General features: G+C 42.0%; 16 protein-coding genes. 6 read left to right on the top strand and 10 right to left on the bottom strand.

All coding sequences use genetic code 11. The features are described from left to right. Positions 1-12 precede the first annotated feature (12 nt). Together JMW90_RS09830 and queC are read right to left on the bottom strand one after the other, a co-directional pair. Positions 13-342 carry a hypothetical protein gene (locus JMW90_RS09830; protein WP_201563688.1) on the bottom strand — a complete coding sequence of 110 codons (330 nt, stop codon included), beginning with the start codon at positions 340-342 and terminating at the stop codon, positions 13-15. Positions 343-592: 250 nt separating this feature from the next. Then, entirely contained in the window at positions 593-1,372 is a 780-nt protein-coding gene (gene queC, locus JMW90_RS09825) for a 7-cyano-7-deazaguanine synthase QueC (protein WP_227691931.1), read from the bottom strand. 379 nt (positions 1,373-1,751) lie between these two features. Here queC and ttcA point away from each other — a divergent pair, with 379 nt between their 5' ends. Then, complete coding sequence (gene ttcA / locus JMW90_RS09820; RefSeq protein ID WP_201563686.1) at positions 1,752-2,897, top strand: tRNA 2-thiocytidine(32) synthetase TtcA; 1,146 nt, start codon at positions 1,752-1,754, stop codon at positions 2,895-2,897. A 101-nt stretch (positions 2,898-2,998) separates the two neighbouring features. On the opposite strand, the gene JMW90_RS09815 is transcribed toward ttcA, so the two are convergent. From JMW90_RS09815 to ccoN, 6 genes are all read right to left on the bottom strand, one after another. Beyond that, positions 2,999-3,580, bottom strand: coding sequence for a FixH family protein (locus JMW90_RS09815; protein ID WP_201563684.1), 582 nt, complete (start codon positions 3,578-3,580; stop codon positions 2,999-3,001). A 160-nt stretch (positions 3,581-3,740) separates the two neighbouring features. Further along, on the bottom strand, positions 3,741-5,150 hold the full coding sequence (ccoG, locus tag JMW90_RS09810) for a cytochrome c oxidase accessory protein CcoG (protein WP_201563682.1): 1,410 nt from the start codon (positions 5,148-5,150) through the stop codon (positions 3,741-3,743). Between the two features lie 520 nt (positions 5,151-5,670). Beyond that, positions 5,671-6,819 carry a cytochrome-c oxidase, cbb3-type subunit III gene (gene ccoP, locus JMW90_RS09805; RefSeq protein ID WP_201563680.1) on the bottom strand — a complete coding sequence of 383 codons (1,149 nt, stop codon included), beginning with the start codon at positions 6,817-6,819 and terminating at the stop codon, positions 5,671-5,673. Further along, the gene (locus tag JMW90_RS09800) at positions 6,816-6,998 is read right to left on the bottom strand and encodes a cbb3-type cytochrome oxidase subunit 3 (protein ID WP_201563678.1); all 183 of its coding nucleotides are present in this window, start codon (positions 6,996-6,998) and stop codon (positions 6,816-6,818) included. Before JMW90_RS09800 ends, ccoP begins: the two co-directional genes overlap by 4 nt. Next, a complete protein-coding gene (gene ccoO / locus JMW90_RS09795) occupies positions 6,998-7,636 on the bottom strand; it encodes a cytochrome-c oxidase, cbb3-type subunit II (protein WP_201563676.1) in 639 nt (212 codons plus the stop codon). Before ccoO ends, JMW90_RS09800 begins: the two co-directional genes overlap by 1 nt. Positions 7,637-7,645: 9 nt before the next feature. Beyond that, complete coding sequence (gene ccoN / locus JMW90_RS09790) at positions 7,646-9,127, bottom strand: cytochrome-c oxidase, cbb3-type subunit I (protein ID WP_201563674.1); 1,482 nt, start codon at positions 9,125-9,127, stop codon at positions 7,646-7,648. A gap of 909 nt (positions 9,128-10,036) precedes the next feature. Here ccoN and JMW90_RS09785 point away from each other — a divergent pair. Beyond that, positions 10,037-10,426 carry an SCP-2 sterol transfer family protein gene (locus tag JMW90_RS09785; protein WP_201563672.1) on the top strand — a complete coding sequence of 130 codons (390 nt, stop codon included), beginning with the start codon at positions 10,037-10,039 and terminating at the stop codon, positions 10,424-10,426. Positions 10,427-10,517: 91 nt separating this feature from the next. Here JMW90_RS09785 and JMW90_RS09780 read toward each other — a convergent pair whose 3' ends face one another. Beyond that, on the bottom strand, positions 10,518-11,486 hold the full coding sequence (locus JMW90_RS09780) for a hypothetical protein (RefSeq protein WP_201563670.1): 969 nt from the start codon (positions 11,484-11,486) through the stop codon (positions 10,518-10,520). 449 nt (positions 11,487-11,935) lie between these two features. On the opposite strand from JMW90_RS09780, the gene JMW90_RS09775 reads away from it, so the two are divergent. From JMW90_RS09775 to JMW90_RS09765, 3 genes are read left to right on the top strand one after another with little or no spacing between them, the layout of a single operon-like run. Beyond that, positions 11,936-13,171, top strand: a complete 1,236-nt coding sequence (locus JMW90_RS09775; RefSeq protein ID WP_201563668.1) for a lipoprotein-releasing ABC transporter permease subunit — start codon at positions 11,936-11,938, stop codon at positions 13,169-13,171. Between the two features lie 44 nt (positions 13,172-13,215). After that, a complete protein-coding gene (gene lolD / locus JMW90_RS09770; RefSeq protein WP_201563666.1) occupies positions 13,216-13,896 on the top strand; it encodes a lipoprotein-releasing ABC transporter ATP-binding protein LolD in 681 nt (226 codons plus the stop codon). Between the two features lie 58 nt (positions 13,897-13,954). Next, complete coding sequence (locus tag JMW90_RS09765; RefSeq protein ID WP_201563664.1) at positions 13,955-14,263, top strand: hypothetical protein; 309 nt, start codon at positions 13,955-13,957, stop codon at positions 14,261-14,263. Positions 14,264-14,272: 9 nt separating this feature from the next. Here the strand turns inward: JMW90_RS09765 and JMW90_RS09760 are convergent, their stop codons facing one another. After that, on the bottom strand, positions 14,273-14,866 hold the full coding sequence (locus tag JMW90_RS09760) for a DUF2062 domain-containing protein (RefSeq protein WP_201563662.1): 594 nt from the start codon (positions 14,864-14,866) through the stop codon (positions 14,273-14,275). A 428-nt stretch (positions 14,867-15,294) separates the two neighbouring features. Here JMW90_RS09760 and JMW90_RS09755 point away from each other — a divergent pair, with 428 nt between their 5' ends. Next, on the top strand, positions 15,295-18,279 hold the full coding sequence (locus JMW90_RS09755) for a ComEC/Rec2 family competence protein (RefSeq protein ID WP_201563660.1): 2,985 nt from the start codon (positions 15,295-15,297) through the stop codon (positions 18,277-18,279). Positions 18,280-18,456 lie beyond the last annotated feature (177 nt).

Raw genomic sequence — 18,456 nt, 5'->3', positions numbered from 1 at the left:
ATAATTTAAAGATTAAGCCGGTTTTTGTGGCTGCTTTAAGTCCAAACCAACGGTACATTGCTGCAAATCTTTTTGCATTTTTTTCACATACGAGAGGCTTGATGGGTCTTTTTTGCTTTGCGCGTAGCTTTCAATCTCCCAGATCTGACCAATGGTCATGCTGCTACGGACACCGATGGTGCAATTACAAAGCTTGGTCGCAGTGCTTTTGTCAGCGACTTTATATTTGACTGCGCCGTTGACGCAAGCGTTGATGTTATTTTGCTTGATATCAACAGCATTTGCTTGTGGCATGGCAAATAGTGCAGCAAGGGCTAGGGGTAATACTGGCAAAAATTTCATAAATATCCTTTTACATGGGGCAGCGATGACTAAAATTTTTACAAATGAAAAAATGTTACTTTTGATAAGGCATTGATACTTTGATGAGCATTCATATTTTGTTCTAGATAGAGTCGCTCATACGATACCGATTATTGTATTTAAAATGCAACGCCAGTGTGCTGTGTTAATGCAAGCGAATGTTTCGCCAATGTTTAATTGCCTGTATTTTAAGACACTCTATTGCTGTCTTAACACAAACTCTCTGCAATCATGGCTGGTAATGAGTAGGATCAGCAACGCCTGCTTGCGCAAACCCTTGACGGCGGAGCGCGCAACTGTCACACATGCCGCAGGCAAGACCATTGGCATCTGCTTGATAACAAGAAATCGTTTGCCCATAATCGACGCCAAAAGACAGACCAAGCTCGATGGTTTCGGCTTTTGATAACTGTTGTAACGGTGTTTGAATGGATAAATGATGACCGGTAACCCCCGCTTTGGTAGCAAGGTTCGCCATATGTTGGAAAGCGGCGATGTACTCAGGGCGGCAGTCAGGATATCCCGAATAATCAACTGAGCTGACGCCAATGACGATATGGTTGGAATCAGTCACTTCCGCAACTGCCAAAGCATAAGATAAGAAGATGGTATTGCGCGCTGGGACATAGGTATTTGGAATGGCGTCGTTATCAATCTCATCACGCTTTTTATTGGGGAATTTATCGGTATCGCCATCGGGCACAATCATACTGTGATCCGTTAATGATGAGCCACCCAATTGGGCGATATCGATATCAATAATGCGATGATTGACGCCTGCGTTTTCAGCGATCGCTTTGGCAGCGACAAGCTCACTATTATGACGTTGACCATAGTCAAAACTGACGGCTGTCACAGAGGCATAACGCGCCTTTGCCCAATATAAACAAGTCACTGAATCAAGCCCACCTGACAGCAGTACGACCGCATTTTGGCTTTTATGCAGCTTGTTTGATTGGATATCGTTTTCTTGATCAGCAGAAGAGGTTGGTAGAGCAGTATTTGTCATAGTGGCATCTATTATTGATTGACGAAAAAAGCCTATTTTAGCAAAAATACGGTCATTACTAAACCTTGAAAACAGCGTTAAAAAATCATGCGAATAATAGGATGAAGTTAAGTAAATTAGTAATAAACCATGACAGTCATAAATGCCAAATGAGGCTATAGATAAGTGGTTGCATTTAAGACGATAATTTAATGCCATCTTTTCAATCTGTTAGCAAATTTTGTTATAATCGCTGCTGTTTTAAATCATGTTTGAAGCGTTGCCTTATGAAGCATCATTGTTAGCCATACGCAGATAGCTTTTATTGCAGCCTTTTGAATAAATTGATTGATTATCTCTTTTGAAGTAACGCCATTTTTGTAAATATATTGAGTAACTTATGACTTCAGCAACCTTATTTACACCATCAATCACGCCTCAGTTTGATAAGGCTTCTATCGATACTGATGTGTATCATCATGCTAAAACGACTGACATCGCGGCGATGTTATATGATGATAGCGATGATAGAAGTGATGATTTTGTGGATGAGCAAGCAGATAAAATATTAGCTGATACGCAATCATTGACCGAATCTGCTCATTTTGGCAAACTACAAAAAAAGCTTCGTCGTCAAGTATCATGGGCGATTCGTGACTTTAATATGATTGAAGATGGCGATGTGGTGATGGTTTGCGTATCAGGCGGTAAAGACAGCTATACGTTGCTTGATATATTGCTGCTATTAAAACGCATTGCTCCGATTCATTTTGATATCGTTGCCGTCAATCTTGACCAAAAGCAGCCCGGTTATCCAGAAGAGGTGTTACCCGCCTATCTAAACGAGCAGGGTATTGCTCATTATATTTTGGAAAAAGATACTTATAGTATTGTCAAAAGCGTGGTGCCAGAAGGGAAAACCTATTGTTCAGCGTGTTCACGTCTGCGCCGTGGATCACTGTATGGTTTTGCCAAACAAATCGGTGCGACCAAGATTGCGCTTGGGCACCATCGCGACGATATGTTGGCGACTTTCTTTTTAAACTTGTTTCATGGCGGCGCGCTGAAATCGATGCCGCCCAAATTGCTCAGTGATGACAAGCAAAATATGCTCATCCGCCCGCTGGCTTATGTAGAGGAAAAAGACATCATTGAGTATGCGCGCCTAAAAGAATTCCCAATTATTCCGTGTAACCTCTGTGGCAGCCAAACCAATCTGCAACGGGCCATTATCAATGACATGCTACGAGAATGGGATGACGCCCATCCGCAGCGATTGGCCTCTATTTTTAAAGCGATGCAAAATGTCGCGCCCTCGCAATTGGCAGATAGAGAGCTGTTTGATTTTGAGACATTAAGTCTTGAGCGTGATGACAACGAGCGTTTATTCGAGGGTGACAATATCCAAGCGGGACAAATTGAGAGTCTGGCTGAGATTGGTTTACCGGTCGCGCCAGAAACGCAGATATTCAATCCAGACTTTGCTGATGCAGAAAAGGGCAGCCTTGCGCCGAAAAAAATTCCAACGATTAATCCAGTGATTTGATGACTTAATAATTTAATACCGTTTACGCTCTTCAAATAAAAAAACCAGCTCATGATAGATTCATGGCTGGTTTTTTTTATTTTAATCATATTTTGAACAGTTTAGCTTTCGCCAAATACCGGTAGAGGATCAAAGCTAACCTCTGAGCGTGGTAACTTGGCAACATCTTGCATGCGCCAATCGTCTTTACCTTTATGACTTACTTGTAAATAATATTTTGCTTTAAGAGGATCGATATCCACTTGGGCGCTATATTTATTGCCTTCTAGATGCTTTAACACCGCATCACGGTCTTTTTTGATGTCAGTTGCATGAGATATAGACAAATCTAGTGTTTCAGGATAGCTAAGTGGACTGCCATTAATCAGTTTGCCTGTCTGTAAACTTTGCTTAGGATAGTTTAAATAAAACACAACATCGCCATTGTCTGCAAATTGCATTCGTCCATGTAGGTCTAAATCATAGGTCAACTTGTCACGCGACACGTCATGATAAAGGGTTTTACCATCCATATACCAGTCGTCGCGTACCACGCTATCACGAATCTGATAAGAGTAATAAACAAACCAGATGCAAGCAATGACGACAAAAGCTGGCATACCAATGACAAAGATAACCACCATATAGTTTTTGTACCATGGTTGGCTGTCTTGATGCTTAAAATTTGGGGTTGGACTGGACATAACATACCTATTAATCAGATATCTAGTAACCGTATCAACGGATAAAGCTGACAGCAAAAGCTGCCAATGTAAGGTAACTCAATGTAAGGTAACTCAATCACCAGTGAGCTATCAAGCGCTAACGCACTGATAGGTATCATTTAACAACGAATATTTATACTCACTGCCCTTGAGTGGTAAAAACATTCTGTTTACTGACATGATATTTGCCATCTTCACTACTGACATTCAAGGTCACTGGCGTTTGACCAAACTCAATCACATCAGGATCGCCATAGATACTGACTGGCATATCAAAGCTTTCACCGGCCTCTAACGGCACATCGTTAAAGCGAATCTCTAAGCTCAAACCCTCTTGCGGTGCTAGCGTTATTTTATAAGTATGGGCATCTTGGGTTTTATTGGTCAGTTTAACGATATAACTGTTTTCAATCATGCCTTGCTGATTCAATGAAGACAACTGATTGCGGTCGCGTCGTATGTCAATCTCTAATGGCACACGGTCATTCAAAGCGTATAAGACACCACCACAAAGTATGGTTAAAAGTGTCAAGTAAGCGAAGAAACGAGGGCGAAAGACACGGCTTTTCTCTTTTTCAGCCAGTTGACGCTCTGTGGTATAGCGGATAAGTCCGCGTGGATAGCCAACTTTGTCCATAATATCATTACAAGCGTCGACACAGGCAGCGCACTGAATACAAGCGACTTGCAGTCCATCACGAATATCAATCCCCGTTGGACAAACTTGCACACACATTAGGCATTCAATACAGTCACCTAAATTATCAGGGTTGCTGCCTTTTTTACGGGCACCGCGAGGTTCGCCGCGCTCATAGTCATACGAGACTACCAAGGTATCTTTATCAAACATCACACTTTGAAAACGACCATAAGGACAGATTTGGATGCACATCTGCTCGCGCATATAACCTGCATTGACATAGGTTGAAAATGCAAAAATAAACACAGAAACCCAAATCCACGTCGCCCACTCAGGGAAAGGGATAAAACCAATCATCTGCCAGCTATTGTATAGAGCGTCTGTACCCGATACGTAGCTTACAAAGGTCGTGGCGGTAATCATAGAAAACACAAACCAGATAAAATATATCAAAAAGCGTTTAAACACCTTGGTGGCACTCATCGGCTCTTTGTCAAACTTGATGCGTTTGTTACGATCGCCAATCACCCATTTTTCAACATACTGAAAGAGATGTGTCCAAATCGTTTGGGGACAAGCATAGCCACACCAAACCCGCCCTGCATATACCGTCACCATAAATAAGGCAAAGGCTGCAATGATAGCGAAGGCGGCAATAAAATAAAAATCCTGCGTCAAAAATGTCATGCCAAAAATATAATAATGCTGCGATGGCACATCCAACCAAATAGCTTGTCGTCCGTTATAGCGCAACCACGGCAACAGCAAAAACGCCGCCAAAAGTGCGTACATCGTAATAACACGAATGTTTTGATAAAAACCAGTGACAAATCGTGGATGGACACGATGCTTTGTGCCATCAAGATCTACTTGCTGTACAGGAATTTTATTAGATTGTGGTGCTGACATAAACGTGCCTCTTTAAAAAAAGAATCAGTCTGCTGGCATGGGTAACAAACATCTATTATAAAAGTAAGATAGGTGGATGTGCGGTGTTATCAATGTCAGTAAGTAGCTGGATCGGTTGTACACTGTAAAAAACAGCTGAGCCAACTACCAAATGAGCGATTGTAAATAATCAATTGGGATTAAACCATTCATACTAAAAATAACAATTCATGAATGGTTTTTAAGTTTTGCTATTTTAGCATTCTCCCTACTATAAATGGGGTAATAATGCTAAAAAACAATCATTATATAAGAATAATCAATGTCATGTAAGGAGTGTAAAATCGACTCATTGACATGGAATTGCAGGTGCCATTTATTTGGCAGATTTTACTGGGTAAATAAAGCTCATGACAAAAGATCAAAGCATTCAAATTAAAAATTTCAGTATCATGACCAAATAAAAAGGGAGAACTGTAATAGCAGTCCTCCCTTTCTTCGAACTTATCCATTTACCATCTAAAAATTGACTAAAGTAGTGTTAGCTGGCGGTAACTGCAGCCGGTGCTGCGGCTTTTGGCGCAGTAGTATTAACAGGTAACACTTTAGTAGCTTTAGCTGGCTTATCTGATAAAGAGTAAATATAAGCCGCAAGTAACATAATACGCTCATTACCTAGCTTAGTTTCCCACTCAGGCATAACACCCGCACGGCCATAACGTAGAGTATTACGTACGGTTTCGCGTTCTCCGCCATATAACCAAATATTATCGGTTAAGTTTGGCGCACCTGCCGAAATCATACCTTTGCCGTCTTTACCATGACACAACGCACAATTTTGCTGAAAGATTGCACTGCCTTGGGTAACCAATGTCTTATCTAGCTCGTCGTTACTCTTGCTACCGTTATCACTAGATAATGATAATACGTATTCTGACGCTGCACGCACACCATCTTCACCGATTTGATCGCGCCAAGCTGGCATACCGCCAACGCGGCCTTTGTGTAGCGTCGTCAAAATATTTGACGCTTCACCACCATATAACCAGTCATTATCTGTTAGATTTGGATAACCTGTAGCGCCTTTAGCGTTAGAACCATGGCACACTGCGCAGTTCTGTAAGAATAAACGGCTACCGACCTTTAAAGCATTCGGATTTTCAGCAAGCTTTTCTACATAAGGAGCAAGTTCTGCCGTCTTCTCATCAATTTTGGCCTGTAAGTCTGCTGGTGGAGTCTCGCTACGACGTAGGGTGGCTTGCATCTCAGATAGGCTAGCCAAAGATTTGGTGGCACCGCTGGCATCTGCTTTTGCTAAGATATTTTTCTCAAAGTTATCCGTAAATACTTTGTTGTTGCTTTCAAGCTCACTGTTTAGCTCATTGTGAGAGGTCCATGGCAAAGTCTTGCCATCGACTTCTACCGTTGTGATGCCTGCCCATTTCGATGGAAAAATACCTGGAAAGAACACCCAGTAGGCAACACCCCAAATGATTGATCCAAAAAATATCACTAGCCACCATTTAGGCAGCGCTTTATCATACTCTCGAATACCATCGTATTCATGTCCTGTGGTACCGTCATCTTCTACTTCTGGTTTGTATTTCAATACCATTAGTAAAATACCGAGGATAAACGCCCAGCACATGATGCTTAGTATAGTTATCCAAGAACTCCAAAAGAATGTCATCGTTTATCCTTATCGCGCTGCTCGTCAGACAGAGATTTTATATCCTCGTCATCAAGCGCAAGTTGTGCATCTTCTTCGAAGCGTTTTTTGTTTTTTGGCGAATACGCCCACCATGCAACGCCTACGAAGGCAATAAAGGCAGAAACGGTCGCAATTGTTTGTAATTCACCAATACCCATTAGCGCTGTCCTTCCATTGCGGTACCTAACTGCTGTAGGTAGGCAACCAAGGCATCAAGCTCAGTAGCACCAAGCACAGCATCAGGAGCGCCTTCGATATCTTCTTCAGTATAAGGCACACCGAAGCGATCACGGAATAGACGCATTTTGGTTTGAACGTTAGAGCCATTCACTTCATTGGTCGCAAGCCATGGGAAACCAGGCATAACTGACTCGGGAACTAATGAACGTGGATCAATCAGATGTTGTTTTTGCCAATCTTCAGAATAGCGTCCACCAACACGTGCTAAATCAGGACCAGTACGTTTTGAGCCCCAAAGAAAAGGGTGATCCCACGTTGATTCAGCAGCACGCGAGTATGGTCCGTAACGCTCAACTTCAGCACGTAACGGGCGCACCATTTGGGTATGGCAGACGTGACAACCTTCACGAATGTAGATGTCACGACCTTCAAATTCAAGCGCAGTCCAAGGTTCCATAGCAGGTAGGGGTGCGTTCACGCCACCTTCTTCAGCACCTCTGTAATCGTATATCAGCGGTACAATCTCAACGAGTGTTGCAAAGCTAATAGCAATAACGATACCAATGACCAACAAGCCTGTATTTTTTTCAATAATTTCATGCGGTGTACCAGCCATGATCGCTCCTTATACTTTAGCTGTCGAGATTTGATCGACACTAGGTTCATGATCAGTCGGATCAGCAATATCTACTGGCTTACCTTCTGGCATCTTAATTGTTTTATAGACGTTATAAGCCATCACAAACATACCAGATACATAGAGAAGACCACCAAACGCACGACCAATATAGGGGAAATGCGAGAATTCAACGGTATCAACAAAGCTGTAAACCAAAGTACCATCAGGATTAGTGGCAAGCCACATCATGCCTTGACCAATACCTGAGATCCACATAGATACGATATAGAAGATGGTACCCGCTGTTGCCAGCCAGAAATGCGTCGTGATTAAGCTGATAGAATACATTTTTGGCTTATTATAAATACGTGGTAACAGTACGTATAGCGAACCAATGGTAATCATACCAACCCAGCCAAGCGCACCTGAATGTACGTGACCGATCGTCCAGTCCGTATTATGCGATAACGCATTCACAGTCTTAATCGACATCATTGGCCCTTCAAAGGTCGACATGGCATAGAATGACAAAGCGACAATCATAAAGCGAATGATCGGATCGGTACGCAGCTTATCCCAACTACCTGATAGCGTTAGTACACCGTTAATCATACCACCCCAAGATGGAGCAAATAGAATGATTGAGAATACCATTGCTAATGACTGCGTCCAATCTGGAAGCGCTGAATAATGCAAATGGTGACCACCAGCCCACATATATGAAGCAATCAATGCCCAAAAGTGCACGATAGACAAACGGTAAGAATAAATAGGGCGACCAATCTGTACTGGCACGAAGTAATACATCATGCCTAAGAAAGCAGCCGTCAAATAGAAGCCTACCGCATTATGCCCGTACCACCACTGCACCATCGCATCAGTTGCACCGCCAAATAGTGAGTAAGACTTAAACGCACTAACAGGAATCGCCATACTGTTTACAATATGCAGTAGCGCAATCGTAATAATAAAGGCAGCAAAGAACCAGTTAGCCACATAGATATGTGAAGTTTTACGCTTAATCAGTGTACCGAAGAAGACAATAGCATAAGATATCCATACCAATGCGATAAGGATGTCAATCGGCCATTCAAGCTCAGCGTATTCTTTAGTCGAGGTCAAACCTAATGGTAGGGTAATAACAGCCGCTACGATAACCGTCTGCCAACCCCAAAAGGTAAACCAAGCCAAATATGGCGCAAACAATCTTGTCTTACAAGTACGCTGAACAATGTAATAAGACGTTGCGAACAAGGCTGAGCCACCGAACGCAAAAATAACGGCATTGGTGTGCAGTGGTCTTAAACGACTAAAAGTCAGCCATGGAATGTCAAAATTGAGTGCTGGCCATGCTAACTGTGAAGCAATGAACACACCAATACTCATGCCGACGATGCCCCATACCACGGCCATAACCGTAAAGAATCTTACGACAGTAATTTCGTACTCACGGTCAATAGGGGCGAGTGCTGTGTTTTGTAAACTCATTGGATGATTCCTTTACAGCCCGAATTATCAACAGAATTAACTAACACGCCGCGTCGTCTGGATCATGACAACGATCATAACCAGACAATGGCTTTGGTAAATGCTGTTTTCACTCGTCTTATCAGGCTGACGGTATTAACTATCAAGCTAAGCAGGGTCTAGATATCAGTGTTTGCTGATGAGTAGAAAGCAGTAAAAAAACGCACTGCCCGCGACGCTGGTTGATAGTAGGATTGTTAATATATTGTCAGGTTTAATAAGAAAATGTGCCGTTCTCGAGCATCAAACATCTATTGAGGCTGAGTATTTATCTTAATTGTCACGGCCAAAAGCTGTACAAACCAAGATAGATACTAATGTTCAACCGGTGATAAGAAGGTATCGACCGTCAATGTATGCTAGCGATAGCTGACAAAAAAACATATTTACGTAATGTTTAGTTAAAACTCCCGACTCTGTTTAAGGGTATTGTAACGCAAACCTAATCAAATATCATCAGAACTATGCGCCAAAATACAAACTCTTTGGTAAAATCTTAGCAAGCAAGCTATTACTGCTGCGTTATCCACTTATTTTATACCCAATTTCACGACTATTCTATAGGTGAAAAAAGATAGCATTAACAAGTTGGTACAAATAAATTGTGAATAAGGTTTTGTAACAAGTGTAGTATTTGCTCTACAAATGGTTTTACTTATTGTAAGGTCGCATCTTGTAATGCAACTGAGCACCATCCATAATAAAGTGCTTGTTATATAAAATAGTCGACTTGTAGTAATGTAGTGGTAATTTTTTTATTATTTAAGCAGATGTTAGGTTCGAGCGGGAATGGTGCTGACCTAACACTGATCAACAACAAAATGATCAACAACAAAATGATCAACAACAATAGGTATTAAGGATAATAATATGGCAGTTTTTTTGACAGATGAATGGTTTGAGCAAGTTGAGCAAATGGGTCAAGAAGCTGGTGAGCTTAATTTACCACCAGCATTGGCGAATATGATCGTCAATCTAAAAGTATCTGATGCTGACCAAGACATTGAAGCCAACTTTGCAAACGGTTTATTGCATCGCGGCTTAAACGATGCAGCGACCACCACGTTATTGCTTGATCGCAGTATTTTGCAATCTATCATCACTGATTTTGATACCAATGAAATCATGGGTGCCTTTATGGGTGGTAAAATTCGTGTTGAAGGCGATATGTCACAGTTGATGGCAGTGCAGACGGCTCGTCCAAGTGCTGAGCAAAAAGCGCTTTATAGCAATGTTAAGTCAATGACTACGATGGCTTAAGCTTTTTATCAATTTAATCGTATTTAGACAAATAAAAAGCCCCTTAAATCCATTAGGGGCTTTTTATTTGTCTAAAATAATCTAAATCTGACTAGCTGGCTTTTGACTGTGCGACGTGCTGATTTTCTTTATAAATAGCTGCTTGTAGCCATACGTTCGCTTGTACGTAATCATGAACATTGATAGAGGCAGTATCAGGTGTTTTTAGCGCACCAATACGCATCACAAACGGATCTGCATCTTGTTCGCGCAGTACCACCACATCAAACAGAATAATTGTCTTTCCATTAAATAAGGTTTCTTGCTTGCCAAGTACTTGACCTTGACACCAAGCCTCATCTTCTTGCCCTAATGTATCGCCAAACAGGTAGGCACACATATGACCCAAATTAATCTCAACTGGCGCCATTTGTTCTTTGGTTTCTGGTTGCCATGCTTTGATTTGTTGTTGTAAGTCATCCGGCATCTTTCCATCGTTTGCCGCGACGATATCATTGAAAGCACGGTGATAGCGTATTGCTTCTTGGTCTTCTACTTTGATGACTTCATTTTGTTCGCTTATTTTGATCTCATGCGCCCATGCACTAAAGTTAACGAAGTAGGCTGTATCACGTTGATACAAATGACGATTGGCCGTATATAACTGATCAAAAGCGTAGATGATGCTGCCATCAGCCGTACGTAAGCGTAATACCGCATCGTGTGAGTTGTCATTGACAATCATACGCTCAATTTTACAGCTCAGACCATATGGGCTATCAACACAAGGGTAGGCATTAATAAAGCATTCAGGCTTGCCATCCTTCATAGCGAGTACTTGATTGATATGACAAGGCTGGTTCTCAGATAGCAATAAACAGCTGTCTTTGGCACTGACATCGGTATTAAGACCTTTAGGCATTGCTGCTTTTTCAATCATCTGTTGTAACCATTCAGGTACATCATGACTCATGTCATCAGTCAGAATACGCCAATGGTCACCGTGACCAGCTGATTGCTCATCAGTTAAGGTGATTTTGGTAGGAGATTGGATGTTTTTATATTGATAATTAATGGTCATGAAAATACTCAAACTTAAGTCAGCCATGAGGTTTGGGTCTGAAACTGTGATCGCTGAGTATCATGTGCCACTTTAAAAGAGGGGTTTATGATGGTCAGCAATGCCGTCAGTAAAGAGGCAACAAACAACAATGAGGGGTTAATGACAATTGTCCTTAGCATACAATATATAGGTATAGACACAGAGAATAGCAAGTCTGTTATAAAAAATAATCATAAAACCGCATTTTTTATTATAAAATCTGGACAGTTTTCGCTAATGACTGGCACCTGTTAGCCAAATTGTGTCAAACTAGCTCCCTTTTGACAGCCACATTTGGCTTGTCTTATACCCTGTTTTTGTGTTCGATTGATATGTTTTTGTGGCAGCTGCAAAAGTGTGATGCAATTGCCGCTATTTGTTTTGTAACCTACATAAAGTCGCACGTAGATAAGATAAAGAGTTTGAATATGTTTCGTCCTTTAGCGTTATTTATCGGCTTACGGTACACCCGAGCAGAACGTAGTAATGGTTTTATCTCTTTTATATCGCTGATCTCAATGATTGGTCTGACGCTTGGCGTGGCGGTATTGATTACCGTACTGTCGGTCATGAATGGCTTTGATCGTGAGCTAAAAACGCGTATTTTGGGTATGGTGCCGCAAGCGACTGTCACATCAACTGAGATTATTGGTGATTGGAAACAAGTCGCGGATAAGATTAAAGAAGATCCAGAGGTGGTCGCGGTTGCGCCCTTCATTCAGCTGCAAGGTATGTTGACCTCGAATGGTCAGGTAGCTGGCATTATGGTGACAGGTGTGGATCCTGAGTATGAGAAAAACGTTTCTATCATCAATGAGCATATGATGGAAGGCAATATTGATACGCTAAAAAATGGCGAGTTCGGTATTGTGCTTGGTGAAGGTATGGTGCAATCACTAGGACTGCAATTGGGTGACAAAGTCACTCTCGTGCTGCCAGAAGCATCGCCATCACCTGCGGGCGTGATACCACGCTTTAAGCGCTTTACCTTGACCGGTATATTCTCTATCAGTCCAGAAGTCGACAGTCTCATGGCATTTATTCCAATGGGCGATGCGGCGAAGCTATTGCGTTTACCAGAGGGCGCCCAAGGTATCCGTATGAAGCTTCATGATATCTTCACAGCGCCAATGGCAGCACAAAAAGCGGCAGCAATAGCGCCAAAGCAATTATATCCTAGCGACTGGACCCAGACGCATGGCAATTTATTTGGTGCCATCCAAATGGAAAAAGCCATGGTTGGCTTGCTACTGTTCTTAATTATCCTCGTGGCAGCCTTTAATATTGTTTCAAGTTTGGTAATGCTAGTGACGGACAAAAAAGCAGACATCGCTATCTTAAAAACGTTTGGTGCCTCACCGCGTTTGATTACTCAGATCTTTATGGTACAAGGTGTGGTGATTGGTTTTATTGGTACCATTGCAGGGACGATATTGGGTGTGATATTTGCATTGACGGTCAGTGATATTTTGGGTTTTATCAATCAAAGCTTTGGTCTAAATTTATTTGATGCCTATTTTGTGAACTATCTGCCATCGCAGCTGCGTTTGGCAGATGTGGTACTCATTACCAGTGCGTCATTTATATTGAGCTTTTTGGCGACCATTTATCCAGCACGACGAGCGGCTAAAATTCAGCCTGCACAAACGTTGCGTTACGAGTAATCGACAGGCGTCAATGCCGTTATAAATAAAACAAAGGAAGCATTATGTCTGCTATCTTAAAAGCGACCAATATTAATAAGATATACGATGAAGGCGCCGTGAGCACCCAAGTCTTGACGGGTTTGGATTTGACCGTCAACGCTGGTGAGCGTATCGCTATCGTTGGTACCAGTGGCTCAGGTAAAAGTACCTTGCTGCATCTGCTTGGTGGGCTTGATACGCCAACCAGCGGTGAGGTTTGGTTGCATGGTCAGTTGTTAAACAGTATGAATGAGACCGAACGCGGTGCGATGCGTAATAAGTATTTGGGCTTCATTTATCAGTTTCATCATTTATTGGCTGAATTTACTGCCATTGAAAACGTTGCTATGCCATTATTGATGCGCCCAGAAGTATCGACGGCTGACGCGCGTCAACAAGCCATTGATATTTTAAACAGTGTTGGTCTTGAACACCGTTTGGCACATAGACCGGGTGAGCTGTCAGGCGGTGAGCGTCAGCGCGTGGCGATTGCGCGTGCTTTGGTGACCAAACCGTCACTTATCTTGGCAGATGAGCCAACGGGTAACTTAGATTATGACAATGCGCAAAGTGTTTTTGGGTTATTATCAGAGTTGCAAAGCACGATGCAAACGGCGCTATTGATGGTCACCCATGATCGCAATCTCGCAGCACTTGCTGATCGTCAGCTGTTATTGCGCAATGGTCATTGGGAAAATTATTAAAATATAATAGGAAAAGGCTGCAAAGTAGCAGTCTGTTTATTGAATGAGGATCAATATAATGGACAAAGATGACGACCCGATTGCTGCTTTTGGTAGTATTGAAGAAGGTGATGAGCCATTAAAATATTATATGGATACCGCGTTATTTGATACGCTCGATAAACAAGGTCAAATAGATTTACTGACGCCTGTTTTTGATCGTATTACTTTGGCCGGTGCTGATTTTGATTTAAAGGCTCAAGACAGTGCGACAGGTAAGCGTTATGTGTTGCTTAAAAACGAAGAAGTAGTCGAAGTTTTTGTGATGGATAATAAGCTGACTGACAATATCATTAATGCTATCGAAGACAATAAAGACGATGATTGATAGGATTGATTAGAGTTCGGATGGCTTATCTGAAGCGCTAAGCTGCCTTTTTTGCCAACTGGTGACAGTCTTATAGCGCCAAATGGCTTTAAACGCCAAACCGCAGACGATGCTGGTGATAATGGCTAAGATAGTCAGACCTAAGCAAAATGCACTTAACGACACGGTCCCTTTATAAGTAATAAAGGGGTTGGCGCCGTCCGATATGATCCACAAACTCAAGTCAGATATCATCCTGCCAATCGTGCGCAAGCTAATCATCGGTAGATCAAGGATCTTGGCACCGACGTAGTAGCCTGCATAAAACACAGGTAAGGTAGTGAGCGGATTGGTGATCCATGTCAAACCAAGTGCCATAGGGACATTGGCACGGAAAATAAGTGCACCAATCAATGCCAATAACATCTGCCCCGGCAAGGGAAAAAAGGCACTTAGCACGCCGATATAGACGGCTTTGTTTAAGCTATGACGATTAAAATGCCACAACCTCGGGTCAGAAAGTTGCGGCGCGAATAGCTTCAATGTGCGACTTTCCAACACTTTTTCGGGGGTAGGCAAGAGGTCTTTTAGACGTTTTTTTGGCACAGAATTGCCTTCACTCATTGTCCGCCACCCGCTCAATCATAATAATAGGCTGGTAGGCAGTCATGTTATTGATAAGAATATAGATAAGAATTCTATTGATAAGAATACTATAGTCAGTGAAAAGTAATATCGACACATTATATACTGCGGGTATCAATTTTTCTTGCTTGCTGTGCCTACGCAGACAGAGGCTGCAAAAAATTTATACCCGCAGCACCGTAGCGTTTTTAGAGTATTTTGACTATATCAGAAAAACGCAAAAAGTACGTTAGACAATCACCATCCTAGTGTGTGCAATTAGTATAGGATAGTATCCGTATAAATACCATGACTTGATATGGCAGTACTGGATGTGGCAATATTTAGTGCCAAAATCATATAACAAGCACTTGGAAATCTTTTATTAATTGCTATTTATCATGTGAGATATCAAGCAAGGAGCGCTGGTGTATTGGTTAATAGGTAGCTTTATCATCATTGCTATGATGGGCGTTTTGGCCGTTGCTGATAGTACGCCGATGCCAATAATGCCACTGTTTATGGATAGCACCAGCACTCCTATTCTGACTGTCTCGCTTGTGTTCCTTACCCTTATTTTGATTTTGGTCAGACAGTTTACTATCCCATCAGTTAATCCTATCAACTCCGTAAAAAATACGTCTCATCACTCTAGGTTTGCTGCTCGTATTCTCTATTTTATATCAATCGCTATACTGGCAATCATGCTGGTTATCGGCAGTGGTTTACAAGCGCTAGTAAGTCACCAACAAGCAGACGCTCAAAAAATTAATGAGCCGATGCGTGTGCAGGCTTTGGTTCATATAGAGGGAATAAGTGATAGTGTCTATGATACGGCTACAGATACCGGCTATCGGCAAGTTGCGACCATCAGTCAAATATCACCATTGGTTTCTGAGCTGACAGCGCAAGACTTGGATAAAGTGACAGCCGAATATGGAGCAGGGCTAAATAATAGCCTAAGCAATAATGATGTCAAATATGAATATTTAAATTCTCAATCTTTACCACAAGAAATACTAGCTAAAAATACTGCCCAAGGTAACGTATACCGCGTACTACTTAACGCTTACCCAAAAAAGCCAGCCAAACAGTCATCTAAGACTAAATCCAAGTCTAAATCTAAGAAAACAGAAAAACAAAGTCAGATTGCTGACTTAAATCATTTGCAGCCGGGTGATAAGTTGTTTATGACCTTGACGCTTGCACCGCTTGCTACTTCTGAGCAAGCATTAAATAACCCATCAGGGTTTGACAGTTATCGCTGGTTACGAGGTCAGCATATTGATGGCGTTGCCAATATACTGGCTACCAGCAGCTCGATTTTGCCATCCAGTCACCCACAGTCAAATTCAAATTCACAGTCACTATCTTCTGATTCTTATTTAACGCGGTTGCGTACTGCTATTGACCAAGGGCGTTGGCAATTACGTCAGCACTTTTATCAAGATTGGACAGCAAATACTGCTGCAGAGCAACAAGCAAAAGCGGTCACGTTAAGCTTGCTAACAGGTGATCGCAGTTTAATTAATCGTGAGACCAAAGATCTATATCAGTTGGCTGGCATTTCACATTTATTAGCAATATCGGGTACACATGTTTTGTTTTTAGCGATTGTACTGGCTGGTATAGTTATTCTATTGATTAATCGTCTGTATCCTGCTTTATATCGCTATATTCCGCGCTGGCATGTACGTTGGTGGGTAATGATTAGCGCCGCATTTATTTATGCATTGTTTACAGGGTTTGATGTGCCCGCTGCACGTACCGCATGGATGCTACTGGCAATTGGTCTGACAAGGCTAACTTTATTGCCCGTCAGTACCATGCGTGTATTATTTGCCTTGGCAGTACTGATGGCGTGGCATGACCCTTACGTATTATGGCAAGCAGGTTATTGGCTGTCCTTTATTGCCGTGGCATTATTGCTGAAATATGAAGATACCTCACAAAAGCCGACATTAACATCAAACCAACCCTCTACTTCTTATGACAAATTACTCAGACGTTTATGGCTAAACTTTAAGCGCTTATTTAAGTTACAGTGTTGGCTATTTCTCGCTCTATTACCTGTAACGTTGTTACTCTTTGGCAAAGCCTCATTATGGGGGTTAATCGTCAATCTTTTTGCTATTGGCTTATTTGGTTGGATTATCGTACCGCTGAATTTATTGGCAGGGCTTTGCTATCTTATATTGCCGTCTGTAGCTGACATTATTTGGACATCAGTCATCGCAATTGTAAGTAACCTACATGAACTAATAGCATGGCTAACATCAATGCCCGTGCTATCAGATGCGTGGCTCTATACACCCGTCAATGCTGCTATTTTGCTTATGGCGTTATTAGCCATGTTACCTTGGTTGCTACCTCGTGGTCTGATCAGTCGTTGGCTGGTATTACCACCGCTCAGCCTTTTGGTCATGACGGTATATGCCAATCAGCAGTCACTGACTACGACACCCACCTTATATATATTGCCAACAGGTGATCACTATATAAGTGCCGCTTTATTACAATATCCTGTTGTCAATGATAAGGATGCCAAAAATACCAGCTGGCTGTTTTTGGCAGATCATAGACCAAGTAGCACTAGAATAAAAACTAAAACCATGCCCAGCAACCTGACGGTAGATAAATTCTCTGCCATATTAGAGCAGCAATTGGGTAGCTTATCTGTCAATAAGCTAGAGGGCATCGTCGTACAAAGCAGTAGTAGTGGCGTGACTGATTCACGCGTTTATGATAAAAAGAGCAGCGCAGTGAGTCCTAATGATTCAGAGCTTCTACCCATGATAGTCGCTCAGTTAAGTCAGAAATTGCCTGTGAGCCAATATTGGCAAGCAGGGCGTAGTGAGCGCTGGTCTGCGCTGCAGCAAGCTTATAAAGTCACTACGGACTCTCAAAAGACTTCAACTATCAGCGCCCAACGTTGCGATGCCGGTAAAATATGGCAACTTGCAAATGGCGACTTAACGTTGCAAGCAATCACAGGCTGGAGCAAGATAGAGGATGCCAGTGTTTGGGATTGTACTGTGGCTATTGATAGCAGCACGCCCATACGAGTGCTCAAGTATCAAGCAAACGATCCACTCAAGTCATTACCTACCGCCTCACAAACACTCATGTCAAAGATCCAGCCACTATCTGATCAAGCAAATACCTCGCAATCACGTCTGATTTTGAATACCGATACGCATGAGCGCGTTTGGCAAATGTGGTCGTTGCTATGCTCGGTTGATTCAACCAATCACAATATAGCCATGAATAATACGATATGGCTGGGTCACAGTACCTCACATATCTCGAATGAGGTAATCAGCCAGCAACAAATAGATGAGATAATCACCTACGATAGTAAACCGTTAGAAGTGGCTCTATCTTCTGATGCGCTAATCAGAGAGGGTGATTAATAGTTGTTTCAATATTAATATAGTTAAAATACTCTAAAAACGCTACGGTACTGCTGGTACAAATTTTTTGCAGCCTCTGTCTGCGTAGGCACAGCAAGCAAGAAAAATTGATACCAGCAGTACATAATGTGTCGATATTATTTTTCACTGACTATAGTATTGAAGATAGTGTTCATG

This window comes from Psychrobacter glacincola (assembly GCF_904846215.1).
Taxonomy (GTDB): domain Bacteria; phylum Pseudomonadota; class Gammaproteobacteria; order Pseudomonadales; family Moraxellaceae; genus Psychrobacter; species Psychrobacter glacincola.
Note: the sequence above shows the minus strand (reverse complement) of the source record. Positions and strands in the feature narration are given on the sequence as shown.